15 protein-coding genes and 1 pseudogene are annotated in these 18,582 nt (G+C 43.2%); 8 read left to right on the top strand and 8 right to left on the bottom strand.

Going from position 1 to position 18,582, the window contains the following annotated elements; genetic code table 11:
* Positions 1-10: 10 nt before the first annotated feature.
* From ABD894_RS06060 to ABD894_RS06035, 6 genes are all read right to left on the bottom strand, one after another.
* The gene (locus ABD894_RS06060) at positions 11-1,408 is read right to left on the bottom strand and encodes a M16 family metallopeptidase (RefSeq protein ID WP_345210096.1); all 1,398 of its coding nucleotides are present in this window, start codon (positions 1,406-1,408) and stop codon (positions 11-13) included.
* Complete coding sequence (locus ABD894_RS06055) at positions 1,409-2,719, bottom strand: M16 family metallopeptidase (RefSeq protein WP_345210095.1); 1,311 nt, start codon at positions 2,717-2,719, stop codon at positions 1,409-1,411.
* A 443-nt stretch (positions 2,720-3,162) separates the two neighbouring features.
* A complete protein-coding gene (locus ABD894_RS06050; RefSeq protein WP_345210094.1) occupies positions 3,163-4,578 on the bottom strand; it encodes an efflux transporter outer membrane subunit in 1,416 nt (471 codons plus the stop codon).
* A gap of 13 nt (positions 4,579-4,591) precedes the next feature.
* Entirely contained in the window at positions 4,592-7,771 is a 3,180-nt protein-coding gene (locus tag ABD894_RS06045; RefSeq protein WP_345210093.1) for an efflux RND transporter permease subunit, read from the bottom strand.
* A 74-nt stretch (positions 7,772-7,845) separates the two neighbouring features.
* The gene (locus ABD894_RS06040; RefSeq protein WP_345210092.1) at positions 7,846-9,033 is read right to left on the bottom strand and encodes an efflux RND transporter periplasmic adaptor subunit; all 1,188 of its coding nucleotides are present in this window, start codon (positions 9,031-9,033) and stop codon (positions 7,846-7,848) included.
* Between the two features lie 112 nt (positions 9,034-9,145).
* Positions 9,146-9,754, bottom strand: a complete 609-nt coding sequence (locus tag ABD894_RS06035) for a TetR/AcrR family transcriptional regulator (RefSeq protein ID WP_345210091.1) — start codon at positions 9,752-9,754, stop codon at positions 9,146-9,148.
* 836 nt (positions 9,755-10,590) lie between these two features.
* On the opposite strand from ABD894_RS06035, the gene ABD894_RS06030 reads away from it, so the two are divergent.
* From ABD894_RS06030 to ABD894_RS06005, 6 genes and pseudogenes are all read left to right on the top strand, one after another.
* Complete coding sequence (locus tag ABD894_RS06030) at positions 10,591-11,568, top strand: peptidase associated/transthyretin-like domain-containing protein (protein WP_345210090.1); 978 nt, start codon at positions 10,591-10,593, stop codon at positions 11,566-11,568.
* Positions 11,568-12,536, top strand: a complete 969-nt coding sequence (locus ABD894_RS06025; protein WP_345210089.1) for a carboxypeptidase-like regulatory domain-containing protein — start codon at positions 11,568-11,570, stop codon at positions 12,534-12,536. The genes ABD894_RS06030 and ABD894_RS06025 overlap by 1 nt, the downstream gene beginning before the upstream one ends.
* Positions 12,537-12,546: 10 nt before the next feature.
* The gene (locus ABD894_RS06020) at positions 12,547-13,527 is read left to right on the top strand and encodes a carboxypeptidase-like regulatory domain-containing protein (RefSeq protein WP_345210088.1); all 981 of its coding nucleotides are present in this window, start codon (positions 12,547-12,549) and stop codon (positions 13,525-13,527) included.
* Positions 13,528-13,644: 117 nt separating this feature from the next.
* A pseudogene (locus tag ABD894_RS06015) lies at positions 13,645-14,517 on the top strand (peptidase associated/transthyretin-like domain-containing protein); the annotation flags it as partial.
* A gap of 123 nt (positions 14,518-14,640) precedes the next feature.
* Complete coding sequence (locus ABD894_RS06010; protein WP_345210087.1) at positions 14,641-14,907, top strand: hypothetical protein; 267 nt, start codon at positions 14,641-14,643, stop codon at positions 14,905-14,907.
* A gap of 14 nt (positions 14,908-14,921) precedes the next feature.
* Positions 14,922-15,884, top strand: coding sequence for an MFS transporter (locus ABD894_RS06005; protein WP_345210196.1), 963 nt, complete (start codon positions 14,922-14,924; stop codon positions 15,882-15,884).
* Here ABD894_RS06005 and ABD894_RS06000 read toward each other — a convergent pair.
* Positions 15,881-16,384, bottom strand: a complete 504-nt coding sequence (locus ABD894_RS06000) for a DinB family protein (protein ID WP_345210086.1) — start codon at positions 16,382-16,384, stop codon at positions 15,881-15,883. The two genes, ABD894_RS06005 and ABD894_RS06000, sit on opposite strands and share 4 nt — an antisense overlap.
* Before the next feature lie 255 nt (positions 16,385-16,639).
* Here ABD894_RS06000 and ABD894_RS05995 point away from each other — a divergent pair, with 255 nt between their 5' ends.
* Positions 16,640-17,209, top strand: coding sequence for an NADPH-dependent FMN reductase (locus ABD894_RS05995; RefSeq protein WP_345210085.1), 570 nt, complete (start codon positions 16,640-16,642; stop codon positions 17,207-17,209).
* A gap of 53 nt (positions 17,210-17,262) precedes the next feature.
* On the opposite strand, the gene ABD894_RS05990 is transcribed toward ABD894_RS05995, so the two are convergent.
* Positions 17,263-17,511 (bottom strand): helix-turn-helix domain-containing protein, encoded by a 249-nt coding sequence (locus tag ABD894_RS05990; protein WP_345210084.1) that lies wholly within the window; start codon positions 17,509-17,511, stop codon positions 17,263-17,265.
* 406 nt (positions 17,512-17,917) lie between these two features.
* On the opposite strand from ABD894_RS05990, the gene ABD894_RS05985 reads away from it, so the two are divergent.
* Positions 17,918-18,427: a hypothetical protein gene (locus ABD894_RS05985; RefSeq protein ID WP_345210083.1), complete on the top strand. Its 510-nt coding sequence runs from the start codon at positions 17,918-17,920 to the stop codon at positions 18,425-18,427.
* Positions 18,428-18,582: the final 155 nt, after the last annotated feature.

Raw genomic sequence — 18,582 nt, 5'->3', positions numbered from 1 at the left:
TTAATATTTCTTAAAACCCGTCCTCTTTTATCTGTTTCTCAGTAACCTTACCGTATTTCTCGGCAATCTTTTTAATATCGGCGGCTTTGCCTACCAGTACAAACTGTAGATTATTGGCCGGATAGTATTTGGCGATGATTGCTTTCGCTTGGGCGAGATCAAGCTTATCCACATTAGCCTGAAAATCATTGATAAATGATTCGTTAAAGCCATACCAGAACATCTGCGTAAGCAGATCAGCCAACTGGCCCGATGTTTCGTAACGTGGTGGAAACTGACCTTTAACATAGTTTTTAGCAGATGCCAGCGATTTTTCGTCGATGCCCTCTTTATGCAATTTAGCCAATACTTCCAGCGCTTTATCTACGGTAGCTTCGGTAGTTTTTAAAGCGGTAAAGGTAGAAATATTGAATGTACCCGAATTTTTTAACGAGTTGAAGCTGCTGCGCGCGCCATAGGTTAAGCCTGAATTTACACGTAGCTCATCATTCAGCATAGAAGTGAAGCGGCCGCCAAAAAGCGTGTTCACTACTTCGATAGCTACATAATCCGGATTGTTACGTTTTACGCCGATACCGCCGATCAGCATGGTGGTTTCACGGGCATCATCCTTGTTAACCAATAGAACCCTTGCCCCGGTAGGTGTGGCAATGGCTTGTGCTGCCTGGTTGTTTTGCACAACACCGCTCTTTTTCCATGTGCTGAAAAGCCGGCTTAATTTCAGCTTCATCACCTTGGCGTTAAAATCACCTACTACAGCGATGGCTGCATTATCAGGTGCATAGTTCGCTTTATAAAAGGCTTTCAGGTCATCAGCTGTTAACTTACCTATAGTAAGCGGACTACCCGTTACGCTGTTACCATATACGTGATTGCCATAAATAAAGTGATCCCAATAAGCGTTAATTACCTGCCTCGGGCTGTTCTTGGCCTGCTCAAGCGACGATAAGTTCCTTTTTTTATCCTTCTCAAACTCTATCGCCGGAAATACAGGCGCGGTTAGTACCTCGTTAAGTATGGGCAGCACTTTGTCTGCATCTTTAGCGGCAAACTTGGCACTAACCGAAGCGTATTCTTTTGATGAGTAGGTGTTCAGGTTGGCACCGATAAAATCAAGCTCCTGCTCAATTTTAGCCTTGGTATAACTTTTAGTGCCGTATTGTAAACCCTGCGCGGTTAAAGAGGCCAGGCCGTGCTTTTCGCCATCGTAAATGGCACCGGCGGGTAGTACTACCGATAGACTTACCAACGGAACTTCGTGCTGCTCCATCAGGTAAACTGTAAGTCCGTTAGGGAGCCTGAATTTTTCGAAAGGGGGCACTTTAAAGGCCGACTGTGCCGCGGCTGCGGTTGTAAGCATAAAGCCCAAAACAACCGGGAATATATTTTTTATGATGATGGTCTTCATTTATTCAACGTTTGATTTTGCTACACCTACAGTGCGATTGGTTTTCTTCAGGTATTCTTTGGCTACACGTTGCACATCGGCAGCGGTAACTTTATTAAAGGCCTCGGGCGCGTCGAAAAGTTTCTTATAATCGCCGAAAAATACTTCGTAAGTGCCCAGCGCGTTAGCTTTACCGTTAATGGTTTCTAACTGCCTGTAAAGCTGTATCAGTTTCTGGTTTTTTATTTTTTGTAGTTCAACAGCAGTAACGCTTTCTTTTTGCACCTTTTCAATCTCGGCATCAATGGCTTTTTCAACATCAGCCTCGTTTGATGATTTGGCTACCACGGCATATATACTGAACAGGTTTGGATCAAAGTTTTCGCCAAAATCGGTAGATACTTCGGTTGCTACTTGTTTGTTATCAACCAAGGCGGTATATAAACGAGATGAATTACCGCTCGACAAAATATCACTCAAAATACTTAAAGCGTAATAATCGGAATTTTGCGTGTCGGGGGTATGGTAACCCATGATCATGTATGGCACAGGTAGTTCCTTTTGTAACAGCACGCGGCGCTCGCCAACTTGCGGCGGCTCTTTCAGGTTTACGGCAGGCGGGGTAGGTTGCGCCGGGATAGGGGCCATATATTTATCGGCCAGCTTTTTAACGTCGGCAGTTTTAACGTTGCCCACTATTACCACCACGCAGTTGTTTGGCGAGTAATAAGTTTTAAAATAGCGTTCAAGGTCTTCCTTGGTCCAGTTGTCAATATCGGTTTGGTAACCTACAACCGGCCAGTGGTACGAGTGTTCGGTAAAAGCAGTGGCGTTCACCATTTCGTTCAGCCTGTTCCACGGACTATTCTCCAAACCGGTACTTTTCTCCGAAGCTACTACGCCACGCTCGCTCTGCACCATTTTAGGGTCGATGCTCAGGTTAGCTATACGGTCGGCCTCAAGATCAAAAATAGTTTCCATAGCCGAAGTAGGGAACCAGTCGGTATATACGGTAACGTTTTGGTTGGTATACGCGTTATTGGCGCCACCGTTAAACTCCATTACGTTATCAAATTGCTTAGGACCGAATTTTTTAGAGCCGTTGAACATCATGTGCTCAAAAAAGTGGGAGAGGCCGGTAATACCCGGGTATTCATTGCGCGAACCTACCTTGTAAAAAAGGTACATATTGGCATTCGGGATAGAAGCATCTTCCATCACCAGGAATTTCATCCCGTTCTTAAGGGTGAAGGTATTCACATCGCCGGCCTTTGTTTGCGCAAAAGCATACGAACTGAAAGCCATGAACCCTGCAAGTAAAAGTTTTTTCATGTATGAGATCAGTTAATTATGCTGCAATATAATGATAAAATTTTACCGCTGGGATTTGATAGTTTTTATCACCAACCCCTCCAAATCTCTGTGTAACTCCGTGAAAACCTCTGTGTACTTTGTGGTAAAACTAAAACTCCCCACCCTCCGCGGCAAACTCCTTTACTCAGCGGTTCAACCCCAAAAACAAAAATCTCTGTGTAACTCCGTGAAAAACTCTGTGTCCTTTGTGGTAAAATCAAAACTCCCCGCCCTCCGCGGCAAACTCATTTACTCAGCGGTTAAAACTAAACCCCGAAAATCTCATCAAAACAAAAAAAGCCCGGAAAACAGAACCTGAGTTCTGTAATCCTGGGCTTTTGTAAACCTCGGGCACTACACACTATCCTTTTAAACCACAATTCGTGCCTCCGGTGTTTCTTCCGGTTGTTGTGTTTGGCTGCTTATTTCCAGCCGCCGCCTAATGCGCGGTAAAGTTCTACCGTTGCACCGGCTTGCTGGCGTTGTATTGATGCCAGGTTAAGCTCGGCTTGCAGGGCGTTGCTTTGGGCTGTAATTACCTCAAGGTAATTGGCCATATCGCTTTTAAATAGTAATTGAGCATTTTTAATAGCCGTATGTAAGGTGTTCACCTGTCCGGTAGCTATCTGGCGTTGTTGCGCCAGTTTTTCGTTTTGTACCAAAGCGTTGCTTACTTCGCCAACGGCATTCAATACCGATTGTCTGAAACGTAACACAGCTTGTTCGCGTTGTATTTTGGCTACCTCGAACTGTGTTTTAAGCGCGCGCCTGTTAAATATAGGCTGCAAAACAGTACCCGATGCCAGGCCGAACAATGAACCCGGTACATTAAACCAATTGCTTGATTTAAAGCTTTCCAAACCGCCTTGTGCCGATATGGTCAATGATGGATACATGCTGCCTTGCGCTACACCAACCTGCGCGTTGGCCGCTTTCAAAGCCATTTCATCCGAACGGATATCAGGCCTGCGGCTTACTACTGCTGCCGGTAAACCGGTTGGCAGGGTAACAGGCAGGTTCAGGCTCTCTAAACTCGCGCTGCGGTTCACCGCCGATGGTAACTGACCTGCTAATTGTTGCAGAGCGGTTTCCTGTATAGCAATGCTCTGCTCCAGTTGCGGAATAAGCAGGGCGGTAGTTTGCTTTTGCGCGTCGGCTTGTTGTACAGCTAACAGGTTAACCTCACCTGCATTTTTAAGCAGTTGGGTTAATTGCAGGGTGCTGTCGTTTAAGCTTAAGTTGCGTTTGGCAATCAACAATTGTTTATCCAGCATCAGCAGGTTATAATAACCTTGGGCAATATCAGCCACCAGTTGGGTTTGCACCGCTTTGGTAGCTTCGTAAGTTTGCAGGTATTGAGCTAATACGCCTTCTTTTTGGCGGCGCAGCTTACCCCATACATCCAGCTCCCATTGCAGGTTAAGGTTGGCATTGTAGTTTTCGATATGGCTGGTACCTAAAAACTGACTGGTGCTTAAACCGTTCAAACTGTTATCTGAAGGGCGGTTGTATGAACCGGTAACCTGTAAGTTAAGGTTAGGCAGCAATAACAACTTAGCCTGTTTTAATTGCTGATTGGCAATGTCGATACGTTTTACGGCAATTTGCAGGTCGTAATTGTATTTAATGCCTTTATCAATTAGGTTTTGCAGGGTGGTGTCGGTAAAAAACTTCTTCCACTCAATATCGGCAATGCTGCTGGTATCGGCAAAGGCGGTGGTGCCAAATTGCTTCGGCAAATCCACCGATGGGCGCTCGTAGTTTTTACCCACTTTACAAGCGCTTATGAACAGCGCGAGCAAAAGGCCCGTATATATGATGATATTATTCTTTTTCATGATATTATTTTGTTCAGGCATTTTCTAATTCAACTTCTTTTTTTACTACAGTTGGTTTTGGTTTGCCCGAAACTTTTTCCTGCAATGCCTGGAATATTACAAACAATACAGGTATAACGAACACACCTAAAATAACCCCGGTAAGCATACCGCCTACAGCGCCTGCACCAATAGAGTGGTTACCCAAAGCTGATGCGCCTTTTGCCCTCATTAGCGGGATAAGACCCACGATGAATGCGAATGAGGTCATCAGGATAGGGCGAAGCCTTAATTTTGATGCTTCTAAAGCTGCTTCAACCAAATCCATACCTGCTTTACGGCGTTGTACAGCGTACTCTACGATCAGGATGGCGTTCTTGGCCAGCAAACCGATGAGCATGATGAGACAGACTTGTACATAAATGTTATTATCGATACCCAGCATGTTGATGAACAGCATTACGCCGAACACCCCTAATGGTATGGTAAGGATAACCGCCAGCGGCAGGATATAACTTTCGTACTGTGCCGATAACAGGAAGTATACAAAGATCATACTCATGGCAAATATCAATAGTATTTGCGAACCTGACTGAATCTCCTCACGTGTCATACCGGTCCACTCGTAACCAAAGCCGCGTGGCAGGGTTTCTTTAGCGGTTTCCTGTATGGCCCTGATGGCATCACCTGTACTATAACCCGGTTTTGGCACACCATTAATAGTAACGGCGTTAAACAAGTTGTTACGTGTTACAGTCTCCGGTCCGAATACCCTTCTTAATTTTACAAGGGCATTAGCCGGTACCATTTTACCTTCGGCATTCTTAACAAATACATCGTTAAGTGTGGTAGGGTTATCACGGTAAGCGGCATCGGCCTGTACCATTACCCTGTAGTATTTACCAAAGCGGTTAAAATCGCTCACGAAACTACTACCGTAGTATACTTGCAGGGTTTGCAATAAGTCGGCTACTTTAACGCCCAGTTGTCTGGCTTTCTCGTTGTCAATATCCATTTGGTATTGCGGGTTACCGGCAGCAAAGGTGGTAAAGGCATAGGCAATCTCTTTTTTCTGCATCAGCGCACCTAAGAAAGCACGTGTGGTTGAATCCAGTTTGCCCATTGTACCGTTGTTCCTGTCTTGCAGCATAAACTCAAAACCACTCACGTTACCAAAACCTTGTACGGTAGGGAACGTAAAGAAGAACGCGCTTGCACCTTTTACTTTGGTAGCTACCTCGGCGGTCATGTTGGCGGTGATGGTTGCCAGATCTTTGATCGGTCCACGGTCGTCCTGTGCTTTCATCCGGATAAAACCGGCACCGTAAGGAGAAGCGTTAGCGTTAGAGATAAAGTTCAAACCTTCTACCATGTAGTGGTTTTTATTGATAGGGCTGTTCTTCACAATGTTATCAATCTCCTTCATGGCTTTGTGCGTTTGATCTAACGAACTGCCCGGAGGAGTATTCACTGCGTATAACAGGAAGCCCTGATCTTCAGTAGGGATAAAGCCTGTAGGAGTTTTCTTGATCATCACGAAAGTGATGGCTGCTACCAATGCCAAACCTGATATGCCTACCCATTTGCGTTTTATTAAAAACTGTAGGGATTTAACGTATTTATCAGTCATGGCGTTAAACGCGATGTTGAACGCTGCAAAGAAACGGGCGGCAAAGTTTTTAGGCTTAGCTTCGTGTCCTTCTTCGCCCTCATGTGCATGCGGGTTTTTCAGGAACAATGCTGTCAGTGCCGGACTAAGCGTTAACGCGTTAACCGCAGATATTAAGATAGCGATGGCCAGCGTAAAGGCAAACTGCCTGTAGAATACACCCGCCGGGCCTTGCATAAAGCCTACCGGTACAAACACCGCCGCCATTACTAATGTAATAGAGATGATAGCACCTGATATTTCACTCATTGATTCAACGGTGGCATCTTTAGCATTAAGCGTTGTTCGCTCCATTTTGGAGTGCACCGCCTCTACTACCACAATGGCATCATCCACCACAATACCTATGGCCAGTACCAGCGCGAACAGGGTAAGCAGGTTAATACTGAACCCAAAGAGGTTCATGAAGAAGAAGGTGCCGATAATAGCAACCGGTACTGCAATAGCAGGGATGAGGGTTGAACGGAAATCTTGCAGGAAGATGAATACCACAATAAATACAAGTACGAAGGCTTCTATCAGCGTGTGTTTTACCTGGTCGATAGACGCATCCAAAAACTCTTTGGAGTTATACATTACCACAGGTTCAACACCTTTTGGCAGGGTAGTAGCAAATTCTTTTATCTGGCGTTCGGCTTCGGTAAGGATGTCGTTAGCGTTTGAACCCGCGGTTTGGAAAATAGCCACACCCGATGTAGGGCCGCCATTTAATATACTGTTTGATGAATAAGTATAAGAACCGAATTCAACACGCGCTATATCTTTCAGGTGAATGATCGATCCATCGCTGTTGGCTTTGATAATGATGTTTTCGTAATCTTTTACTTTATTCAGTTTTCCTTTATATTTCAATACGTACTCAAATACTTCCTTGCTGCTTTCGCCAAAACGACCAGGAGCAGCTTCTAAGCTTTGATCTTTAATAGCGCTGGTAACATCCTGCGGAGTAAGATTGTATGAGGTTAACCTATCAGGTTTTAACCATATACGCATAGAATAATCGTGCGTACCGAAAGGCTGTGCCTGACCTACACCCGGGATACGTTGTAACTGCGGGATAAGGTTGATCTTGATAAAGTTTTGTAAAAAGGTTTCGTTATATGAGGTATCCTTACTGGCCAGGGCCACGAACATAATGATACTATTTTGAACCTTTTGGGTTGATACCCCTGTTTGTACAGCTTCCTGTGGTATTTGGCTTAATGCTTTTGATACCCGGTTTTGTACGTTAACGGCTGCAATATCGGGGTCTGTACCTTGTTTAAAGTAAACGTTAAGGGTCATTGAACCGTCGTTACTGGAGTTGGATGTCATGTAGGTCATGTTCTCCACACCGTTCACGGCTTCTTCAATTGGGGTAGCTACCGAACGGGCAACCACCTCGGCATTTGCACCGGGGTACGAGGCGGTAACCTGTACGGTAGGCGGTGCAATATCCGGGAACTGCGTAATGGGCAGGCTCACCAGTGATATGATCCCCAGCAGCAGGAGCAGGATGGAGATTACTGTTGAAAGGACGGGCCTTTCTATAAATTTTTTAAGCATGATTGTGGTATTAAGTACTCCTGAGTGTTTCAGGAGTACAGTTAATAAGGTGTTATATAGGGTGACTTACTTTATTATAAAGAAGCTGTTTTCAGCAAGCTATCAGCCGATATTGGTTTAGGTGTGATCACCATACCATCGCGCAGCCTGTCAATACCTTTGTAAACTATTTTGTCGCCGGCTTTTAAACCAGCCGATACCAGGTAGAAGTGGCCGCTTGTGCCGGTTACAGTAAGTGGTTTGCCTACAACTTTATTGCTATCAGCAAGGGCGTAAACAAATACTTTATCCTGTAGTTCAAAAGTAGCTTCCTGCGGTACCAGTAACGAACCAGAGTTAAGGCTCGGTATTTTAATTTTACCGGTGTTGCCTGATCTTAACAAGCCATTAGCATTAGGGAAAGTAGCCCTGAAGCTGATAGTGCCGTTCACTTTATCAAACTGACCTTGTGCCAGTTCAACTTTACCTTTTTGCGGGTAAGTAGTATTGTCGGCCAGTACCAGTTCAACAGCAGGCAACTTTTCAATTTTGTCCTGTATGGTAGCACCTGCGTACTGCTCTTTAAAGTTGATAAAATCAACCTCACTCATAGTAAAGTAAGCGTGCATTTCGCGATTCTCTGACAATACGGTTAAGGCTTCCACTTGTGTTTTGCCAACCAAACTACCTGTTTTAAAAGGAATGCTGCCTACATAACCATCTGCCGGGGCAGTAACGGTTGAGTAACCTACATTTATTTTAGCCGATTGTACTTGCGCCTGCGCTTGTGCTACGTTTGCTTTAGCGGCATCTTGCACTGCTTTGGCCGAGCGTAATTGAACATCTGATATTACATTGTTCTCCACCAGCGGAGCAAGTTTAGCCACGTTAATTGAAGCGGTTTCAAGTGCTGCTTTAGCTGATAACAGTTGTGCTTTAGCGTTGTTCAGTTGCTCGGTATATGGCCTTGCATCAATGGTGAACAGGGCCTGGCCTTTGTGTACGTAAGCGCCTTCATCAACATGTATTGATTGCAGGTAACCATCCACTTGCGGACGAATTTCAATATCGCGGCTACCTTGTATAGCTGCTGTAAATTCGCTGTAGGTGGTAACCGGTTTGCTTTCTATACTTACAACCGGTAACTCTTGTGGTGGTGGAGCGCCTGCGCCCTGGTTAGCTGATGATGAGCCGCAGCTACTGTACAATACCATCCCCGCCATAGCTAAAAAGAGTGGTATGTTTTGCCTGATTTTCAGGATTGCTTTTGTGATCGTGTTCATTATGTTAATTGTTTAAGAGGTGTGTGTTAATTTATATATATTGAGGAATTGATGTTTAAACATTGTTAATTTTCCTAACAGTGTTAGATATACTGAAAAAAAATTAAAGGCGCTAACTCATATTTTTGATGAATCCGCTGATCGCGTCATCCAAAACCATTTTGTTTAACTCATCATCGTTAATTATTGATGAGGTACCTACTATTTTAATAGAAATAAGTCCGTGCATTACCGACCAGAATGTGTGGTACTTTAAGCAGGAGTTGATATCAGTACGTTTGTTTTTCGCTATCAGGTCTTCAATGGGTTCCATCATCAGGTCCCTGAATGATTCCTGCTCGGGCATTGCCTTACCAATTTCGCAGCAGGCCATGCCTATACCAAACATCAGCTGGTAGTGTTCTATATCGTTAATGGCGAAGTTCCAATAGGCATCAGCCATTGCTTTTATCTGTGCTGCCGGGTTGCCCACGTGCATGTCTTTCGCTTCCAGCATTTGGGTGGTAAGCATTTTGAAGCCTTTTTTGGCAAACTCAAGCAGTATGGCTTCCTTGTTTTCGAAATGATCGTAAATAACCGGTACGCTATATTCAATAGCGTCAGCTATTTTACGGATAGAAAGTGATTGCCATCCTTCTGTTTTAACCATATTCCAGGCGGCACAAATAATGTCGTTCTTCACTTCTTCCTTCTGCCTTAACTTGCGCTCTAAAATTCCCATGTGTTATTTATCCTAACAGTGTTAGCAAAAGTAACAATGTATTGGTATTACTTGCAAGTGTTTTACAAGGCAAGTAGGGTTTTTGGCATTGTTATTATAGTTTGATGACAAATATGGCACCGGCAGACAATCGGATGAAAAATAATCGCAATAAAATAGGGAAAATGTTGAGGTTTTTTGAATGAGGGTCGAGGTTTCAGGTTCGGGGTTTGAGTGGATTAGACAGGTTGTGAGTAGTGCGCTGTGAGCGGAAAGGGAGTGAGCGACGTGCAGCCTTAAGTCTTTTTAAATTAAGTCTGAAAATTTTTTGAATTTTGAATTTTAACTTTTGAATTAAAAACAAAAGCCATACACCATGCTAAAAAAATCAGCATAATGTATGGCTTTTTATAGTAACGGGTGCTAAACCCGTATTGTAATTAAAATCTCCGGTTAGCTTTTACCCTTACAGGTACAAGGTTTCTGGCATCTTCAGCTTTTTGTTTGTATATCTTATACAATAAGAAAACAATAGAAAGCGGTACTAATACAAATATTGAGGTGATTATCATTAGGATAATCTCTGGTGTGCCTAAACCCATGGTATGTTTAAATTAAATGGTGAACATTAAACCTGCAACAAGGTAAGCAACTGATTGTTCATTAGCAAATTTATTTAATTAATAAAATAAAGTGTTTCACGGTTTAAATGACCTTGTGCTGATAAGCAGGTGAAAATATTACCCGCGGTTAAACCCTCGCAGTTTTGGGCAGTCTAAACATCGTTTCACAGGCCTTGTGTTTTGTGAAAAGGCACGTAACCATTTACCTAAACATTCATGAGATCACATATCAGCATGAAACTTAAAATTTTACTGGTGCTTTGGTTGTGCCCTTTATTAGCATGGGCGCAATGGTCATCGCCCAGGTCAAAACAGCAACCCCGGTTTCATCCGCCTCCCGCAAAGGTGGCTATGAAACTGCTGAGCGGCGAAATTAAAGATCACTTAACCATGCAGCCGGTGCCTTACGCTTCAGTCGCGCTGTTAAACGCCGATAAATCTTGCAACGCTGAAGAAGATGGCATTTTTATGCTGTACAGCACCAATGTAAACCTTACCGATTCCTTATTAATTACCTGTACAGGTTACATGCCCCATAAATTGGCGGTTGGCGATTTTGTAAGCAACTGGATCATATTATTGCATCCATGGCCAAAACCTAAACGAATTGCGCTTGCCGCAAAAACGCAAACAACCGAAAAAGCATTACTTAACCCTATTACCGATGAGGTTTTACAGTTTACCGGTCTTGATAAACCTGTTGAACGCTTTACTTATTTACAGGTGGCGCAAAAGTTGGAAGCTCCGGTTGAAAAAACGCAGTTGAAAAGTATCAGGATAGGGCGCATGCGCATCAAAAGTCTTGAATTTGCACAGCAGACCAAATTTTTGGTGCACATATACGATGTTGACCCGGATACCGGTGGACCGGGAGTGGAGCTGTCGGATACTACGATAATGGTAACCAATAAATCGTCGGAAGAGATAACGGTTAAACCGCCATTACCGGTTTTAATTCCGGGTAAGGCATTTTATGTATCGGTGGAGTGGTTGCGGATAGGGTATAATGTATGTAAGCTTAAAATTCCGACGTTTAAAAATGATGATCCTTTTGTTTATGACGATACCTATACGCCGTACATCGGTATCCAGCCCAAAAAGGGAACAAAGCTGAATATGTGGGCCTTAACCTACCACAATATATGGAAGCCCTACACTTACTTTTCGCCCGATTATACTGACCTGGCCATATCTGCCGAAATAGTTTATTGATGAAAAAAGGCTGTATCATACTCTTGACTTTTATGCTGATACAGCTGAATGGGTTTGCACAAACTTATTTTGGTAACGTAACCGATAAAAAAACAAAAGCCCCTTTAGCTTATGTAACGGTCACTTTAATTAAGGAGAATATTGCTACCAGCACAGATGAGAAGGGCGCTTTCAGGCTTGCATCGCGCAAAGCGCAGGCTAACGATAGTCTGTTATTTACATTTGTGGGGTATATACCTGTAAAAATTGCCGCTGAGGCTTTGGCAAAAAAGCGGACAATTATAATGGAAGAAGATGAGGTGATACTGAATCAGGTAAACATCACCTCGAAAGAAGTTAAAAAGAAAGAACTGAAGCTGAACAGCTTTTCGGTTTATGATCCGGGGTTTACGGCAATGCCTGATTTTTATTTGAATTATGTACAGGTGGCCCGTAAGTTTATTTCGCCTAATGATATTTCAATACTCAAATCGGTACGTGTAGCGCGGCTCATTCGCTTCCCAAATGATATGGCCAGTTACAATTATAAGAACGGGCGCACCCGTTTCAGGATCCGTATTTATGATGTTGATACGCTAACAGGTGGCCCCGGTAAAGATATATGCCGCGATACCATTGAGCTGCAAAATAACCGGAACACCTTTATCGAGGTAGACCTGAGTGAGTCAAAAATATTGATCACCCATAAAGCGTTTTTTATAGCTGTAGAATGGCTGCTGATCCCCTATAATGAAACCATTACCACAGCATATGAGGCTTATAATGATGAGGTTAAAAACCACAAAAGAGGTTTTGCGAGATATACGCTCGAATACGATCCGGTAATTTATGGCGTGCAGCCGCGCGGCAAAAATAAAATACCGGGTACCTGGTTTATGGCCGTGCCTAATGGTAAATGGATGAGCGCTGCAAGTCACCAATACAATGCCGATGCCGCTATTTCGGCAGTAATAGCGGTTGAAAAATAAGTACTTTTTAATGAAAGCTATCTGCCTTAAAATAATCTTTATGTTACTGCTGCCGCTAAGCTGCCTGGCACAACGCACTTATGTTGGCAGCGTAGTTGATAAAAACACTAAAGAGCCTTTGGCCTACGTAACCATTACTTTAATAAAAGAAAACATTGTTACCGGTACAGACACAACAGGCGCGTTCAGGCTTATCTCCCGTAAAATTATTCGTGATGATAGTATCGCCTTTACTTCGGTAGGCTACATTACTGTTAAGATAGCGGCAAGTGCCTTGGTCAAAAGCCGCGTTATTATGATGCAGCAGGATGAGGTGATATTGAACGAAGTAAAGATCACTTCAAAGGAGGTTAAAAGAAAAGAAATCAAGTTGGGCAGCTTTTCGGTGTATGATCCGGGCTTTGGGGCAAGCCCCATCTATTATAGTAATTATGTACAGGCTGCCCGCAAGTTCATTTCGCCCAATAATACTTCATGGCTCCGATCGGTACGGGTGGCAAGGCTTATCCGTTTCCCTATCGATGACCCTGTTGAGGGCTATTACAATTACAGGAATGGCCGAACCCGTTTCAGGATCCGCATTTACGCGGTCGACCCTGTAACGGGCGGTCCGGGCAAAAGCATTTGCCGCGATACCATTGAACTGCAAAATAACCGGAACACCTTTATCGAGATAGACCTCACCAAAAACAACATCCGCATTACCGAAAAGGATTTTTTTATAGCGGTAGAGTGGCTGATGATACCTTACAACGAAACCATTAGTACATGGTATGTTGATTTTGCAGAGGAAGTAAAAGGTCGCAAAGATGGCTATGCCGAATACACGCTCGAATACGACCCGGTGCTTTACGGTGTAAAACCCCGTACCAAAGATAAGCTGCCAACCACATGGCTGTTAGAAGCTCACGATGGTAAATGGACGAGCGCTGTTGAGTTGCAGTATAATGCTGATGCCGCGATATCGGCTGTCATAGCGGTTGAAAAATAATAATGATTAAATGAAAGCAATCTGCCTTAAAATAATCTTTGTATTGCTGCTGCCGCTAAGTGGGTTTGCCCAACACGTTTATTTTGGTAACGTGATAGATAAAAAAACGAGGAACCATTACCTTATGTAAGCGTAACATTGCTCAAAGAGAACATTGCTACTAATACCGATGTCAAGGGAGTATTTAGACTCAATGCAAGTAAAGTACTGCCGAATGATAGCCTCGTATTTACTTCTGTTGGTTATGTAACGCTTAAAATAGCGGCAAACGCGTTAGCTAAAAAGAGAGTTATTTTAATGCAGGAGGACGAAATAATATTGAATGAAGTCAAAATATCCTCAAAAGAAGTTAAAAGGAAAGAAATTAAGCTGAATGGGTTTTCTGTATACGATCCCGGTTTTGAAGCTAATCCCATCTATTACCAGGATTATGTTCAGGCCGCCCGTAAATTTATATCTCCAAAGAATATTTCCAGGCTTACCGCGGTACGCGTTGCACGACTAATACGTATGCCAATTGAAGATACGCTTTATGGTTATTATAATTACAAGAATGGGCATACCCGTTTCAGGATCCGTATTTACGGGGTAGACACCATAACCGGCGGCCCCGGAAAAGATATCAATACGGAAATTATAGAAATGCAAAATAAAAGAAATACGTTTATAGAGATCGATTTGAGCAGATCAAATATACTGATAAACGAAAAGGAATTCTTTTTAGCGGTAGAGTGGTTACTTATACCCTACAATGAAACATTGAGCACCTGGTATGTAGATTTTGATGATGAAGTAAAGCACCGCAAACGCGGCTACGCTGAATATACCCTCGAATATGATCCTATACTTTACGGAGTACAACCCCGTACTAAAGATAAAAAGCCGACTACCTGGTTATTAAGCGAAATTGGCGGTAAATGGGTAAGCGCTGAAAAACTTAATTATACCACTGATATTGCCATATCTGCCACTATAACAGTTGAAAAATAACAGGATGAAATTTGTTTAAAGCCGCTTATCATATTTGAATGTATTTAGCCCCGACCTTTTGTAGCGTTACTAATAAACCTTACGTTTTAAAGGTAAACAAAGCAATAATTTTTATCTTTGCCAATGGGAACAGAAGATCGACCGGGTAGCTCCTCTGCTACATCTGCATTACCGGGTACGGCTGCCGCGCAGCCAATATATAATTTACAATTCGCGCTGTTATGTTTAAGCTCGCTGCTGTTTTCGGCAAGCTATAATATGCTTATTCCGGAGTTGCCGGGTTATTTAAGCGGCCTCGGCGGTGCCGAATATAAGGGCCTTATCATCGCGCTGTTCACTTTAACTGCCGGTATCTCCCGCCGGTCAGTGGTAAACTTACCGATACATTAGGCCGTGTGCCCGTGATGGCGGTGGGCTCTATCGTATGTTTTGTGTGCGGCTTTTTGTATCCATTGCTGGCTAATGTTACAGGCTTTTTGCTGTTGAGGTTGATCCACGGTTTTTCTACAGGGTTTAAACCCACCGCCACCGCCGCTTACGTGGCCGATGTTGTTCCGCAGTCACGCTGGGGCGAGGCTTTGGGGATCCATGGCCTCTGCTTTAGTACAGGGATGGCGGTTGGCCCGGCAATAGGCAGTGCCATTACTTCAAGCTTTTCTATCAATGTACTGTTCTATTGTTCATCGTTATTCGCGCTCATGTCCATTATTATATTGATGAACATGAAAGAAACCGTACGCCATAAACACCCGTTCAGTTTCAGGCTGTTTAAAATATCGAAGTACGATATTATCGATATCCGGGTGATTCCCGCAGGCATCGTTACCTTTTTATCGTACATGCCTTATGGCATTATCATTACCCTAATACCCGATTGGAGCCAGCATTTAGGCATCGGCAATAAAGGTTTGTTCTTCATGGTGTTTACTATAGCTTCGTTGCTCATCCGGTTTATAGCCGGTAAGGTGTCTGACAGGTATGGCCGTATCTCGGTGATCAAGGCAGGTTTGCTCATCATCGTGATATCGCTGTTTATTGCCGGTTATGCCGATACGGTAAGCGGACTAATGCTTACTGCCGTAGTTTACGGTATAGGCTCGGGCATATTATCGCCCGCCGTTAACGCCTGGACGATTGACCTGAGCGACCCTAAATCGCGCGGTAAGGCTGTAGCTACCATGTATATCTCGCTGGAAGCAGGCATCGGCATCGGCGCGCTCATTGCAGGCTGGATGTACCAGGACGTGATCAGCAAGGTGCCTGCCATATTTTATCTTTCAGCAGGTATTTCCGTATTGGCACTCGCCTATATGTTTGTATGGAAACGAACACACTACCCAAGCATATTAAGCAGGCGCGCGGTTTAATTAACCATCGTATTACGGATGTTCTTTAATTGGTGGATATGCCTTTGCGTATGGTATATTACAAAGTAAATAGCCTCCAGTCGGGTTAAGTTGCCATAAACCGGCAGCGCGAAAGAAGTGCAGGTTTTGCTGAGGTCCATGGTTTTTATATCCTTTTGAATAGTTTGCTCAATATGTTGCAGGTCGTTCAAAAGATCGGCCTTTTTAAAGTCGGTATCTTCGGGCACTACAAAATCCGGCGATTTCATCTTGATGTTAAAGTTCAGGAAATCGGCCTTGATCTGATCTGCAAATTCGGAGGCATCGCGTGTGGTATTGGCAACGCTGCCGCTTAGCATATCCGCGAAGCCTGAGTTAGACATGATGATGTGGCGGGCGACTTGTCCGGGTGTCCAGCTACCGGCAAATGGTACGGTGTTGATCTGCCGGTCATCAAACGATGAAACGATATTGATGAATTCGCCAATGGTTTTTTCGAAGTTATTGAGTGTGGTTTCCATAATTGTATTGAGTTGATTGCTTTAACTAATACAAATTTACAGTACCCTAAAAGCATTGGCAGGGTGAATAAGCGACAGCTTAAGGGGTTGATAACGACAATTGTAGATCATCGGTTTATCAACACATCGCTGGGCTTTCCATTAAAATGTAATGTTTTTTTGCCCTTTAAAATGTATACTTATTATATTTTAGCTTTACCGAACGGGGTTTAGCATTCCGTTTTCAAATTGCACCATTTTAAAAAGAATAACTGTATGTATAACTTAAAAATCATCTCTTCGAGCGTAAGGCCCGGCCGTAAAGGCCCTATTGTGGCTAACTGGATCAAAAACCTGGCCGAGCAAACCGGTAATTTCAATGTGGAATACATCGATTTGGGCGAGCTTAACCTGCCGCTGATGAACGAGGCCAATCACCCAACCATGCAAAAATACGAGCACGAGCATACCCAAAAATGGAGCGCTACTGTTAGCGAGGCAGATGCTTTTATATTTGTTACCGCCGAGTATGATTATGGTTATCCTGCTGCCTTGCGCAACGCTTTTGAATACCTGTTTCATGAGTGGGGTTATAAACCGGCGGGTATTGTAAGTTATGGTGGTTTATCGGGCGGTACAAGGGCGGCTAACAGCTTAAAGGCCGATCTATCAACCTTCAGGATAGTGCCATTGTATGAGGCGGTTAATATTCCGTTCTTCTCACAATATATTAATGATGACGGGCAATTTATCCCAAGCGAAAGCGCAGAAAAATCTGCCGCTGTACAACTGCACGAACTGGTACGTTGGGCAAAAGGCTTAAAGGCTATAAAAGAAGATAAATAACAATATAGATGATGAACTACAGTTGCAATGCCGTATTGCAGCTGTAGTTCATATTATCCTAAAGTGCGAAAGTTGTTCTTTCCGGGGAGCTCGTCCTCATCAAAAAAATCGGCAAAGTTATACTCCAGTACCTCTGCAATACGATATAGCCGTTCAATAGTTACCTGCGAATAGCCCAGCTCAATTTTACTGTAAGCATTTTGCGAGATTCCCAGCTTTGCAGCAAGATAATCCTGGCTGTAATTTCTGTCTTCTCTCATCCTTCTTATTTTATTGGCCACTGCCTTGGCTTTTGGGTGCATATTTTATTAGTAATAAATTAGTAATTATAGGTAATTAAATTAACTACGAAGTAAATAACTGGGCGGATTTATTTAGGGTAAAGAATTTTAACTGGTTTTGATAATGCTTATTAAATACTGATCAGCGGAGGGTGTGCTTCAGTCGATATCAAATGATTATTGGTAACAGTTATTCTGTTTATAATGTGGGTTGGCATTATTGGTATTTATAAATTTGGTTGCACATACAACCCGCCGTTGTATTAAGTGTTTTAGGCTGAGGCCGATTTTTAGGATTTATTTATATTTATTTGATAAAATATTTCTCAAAAATTTATTTGGGATAGATGCACACGCCGAATAATAACATTCCGCAGGGTTGTATATTAAAAAGAGGCTGTTATATTTGTTAAAAACATTAATTCCTATGAAAAAAGTATTCTCATTATTTATAGTTGTTGTACTGGCAGTTACAGCAGTTAATGCCCAAACCGCCTGGGTTACACAAAAAATAGACGATAAGGTATCGGTGAAATTTCCATCGGCGCCAAAGGTTGAAAACGGCGTTTATCGCCTGAAAGATAAAGATAGCGTTGGCTATGCCCTGAACATTGTCGACTTTCAAGCCGTTGCCAATCTTGATTCGGCCGCGCTGGCGCCTATGAAAGATACCGAAGAGTTTGCCGGTCAGCTTAAGGCTGGTTTAGAGCAAAGCCTGCAAGGTATAGTACTGAGCGATATTACCATAGGCAAATGGAAAGGTTATACTACTTATAGCTTAACAGGCAACAACGCGGCTAAAAAAACGAAGCTATACCTGCAAATGATATTAATTGGCAGCAAAATGTACAGCATGTCGAGCGCCGTACCCGATGCTGCTCCTGCCGCTGGCCTAAAAAATAAAGACCTGTACTTTACATCGGCAACAGTAAAATAGATCATTAGTTACTATAACGGATTTGAAGGGTTATGCTGCGGCATAACCCTTTTTTTGTTGCCGGGTTAAAACAACAAATAATACCGTGTTTTCACCCCTTTCAGGAATATAATGCAGTGCTATCTTTACACCATTGGTAAGATGATTTACTGATA

The sequence above is a fragment of the Mucilaginibacter gynuensis genome (genome assembly GCF_039541195.1).
GTDB classification, from domain to species: domain Bacteria; phylum Bacteroidota; class Bacteroidia; order Sphingobacteriales; family Sphingobacteriaceae; genus Mucilaginibacter; species Mucilaginibacter gynuensis.
Note: the sequence above shows the minus strand (reverse complement) of the source record. Positions and strands in the feature narration are given on the sequence as shown.

Excerpts from the sequence above, each read along its gene's own strand:
- ABD894_RS06060 (WP_345210096.1), bottom strand. The coding sequence starts at position 1,408 with ATGAAGACCATCATCATAAAAAATATATTCCCGGTTGTTTTGGGCTTT.
- ABD894_RS06055 (WP_345210095.1), bottom strand. The coding sequence starts at position 2,719 with ATGAAAAAACTTTTACTTGCAGGGTTCATGGCTTTCAGTTCGTATGCT.
- ABD894_RS06050 (WP_345210094.1), bottom strand. The coding sequence starts at position 4,578 with ATGAAAAAGAATAATATCATCATATATACGGGCCTTTTGCTCGCGCTG.
- ABD894_RS06045 (WP_345210093.1), bottom strand. The coding sequence starts at position 7,771 with ATGCTTAAAAAATTTATAGAAAGGCCCGTCCTTTCAACAGTAATCTCC.
- ABD894_RS06040 (WP_345210092.1), bottom strand. The coding sequence starts at position 9,033 with ATGAACACGATCACAAAAGCAATCCTGAAAATCAGGCAAAACATACCA.
- ABD894_RS06035 (WP_345210091.1), bottom strand. The coding sequence starts at position 9,754 with ATGGGAATTTTAGAGCGCAAGTTAAGGCAGAAGGAAGAAGTGAAGAAC.
- ABD894_RS06030 (WP_345210090.1), top strand. The coding sequence starts at position 10,591 with ATGAAACTTAAAATTTTACTGGTGCTTTGGTTGTGCCCTTTATTAGCA.
- ABD894_RS06025 (WP_345210089.1), top strand. The coding sequence starts at position 11,568 with ATGAAAAAAGGCTGTATCATACTCTTGACTTTTATGCTGATACAGCTG.
- ABD894_RS06020 (WP_345210088.1), top strand. The coding sequence starts at position 12,547 with ATGAAAGCTATCTGCCTTAAAATAATCTTTATGTTACTGCTGCCGCTA.
- ABD894_RS06010 (WP_345210087.1), top strand. The coding sequence starts at position 14,641 with ATGGGAACAGAAGATCGACCGGGTAGCTCCTCTGCTACATCTGCATTA.
- ABD894_RS06005 (WP_345210196.1), top strand. The coding sequence starts at position 14,922 with ATGGCGGTGGGCTCTATCGTATGTTTTGTGTGCGGCTTTTTGTATCCA.
- ABD894_RS06000 (WP_345210086.1), bottom strand. The coding sequence starts at position 16,384 with ATGGAAACCACACTCAATAACTTCGAAAAAACCATTGGCGAATTCATC.
- ABD894_RS05995 (WP_345210085.1), top strand. The coding sequence starts at position 16,640 with ATGTATAACTTAAAAATCATCTCTTCGAGCGTAAGGCCCGGCCGTAAA.
- ABD894_RS05990 (WP_345210084.1), bottom strand. The coding sequence starts at position 17,511 with ATGCACCCAAAAGCCAAGGCAGTGGCCAATAAAATAAGAAGGATGAGA.
- ABD894_RS05985 (WP_345210083.1), top strand. The coding sequence starts at position 17,918 with ATGAAAAAAGTATTCTCATTATTTATAGTTGTTGTACTGGCAGTTACA.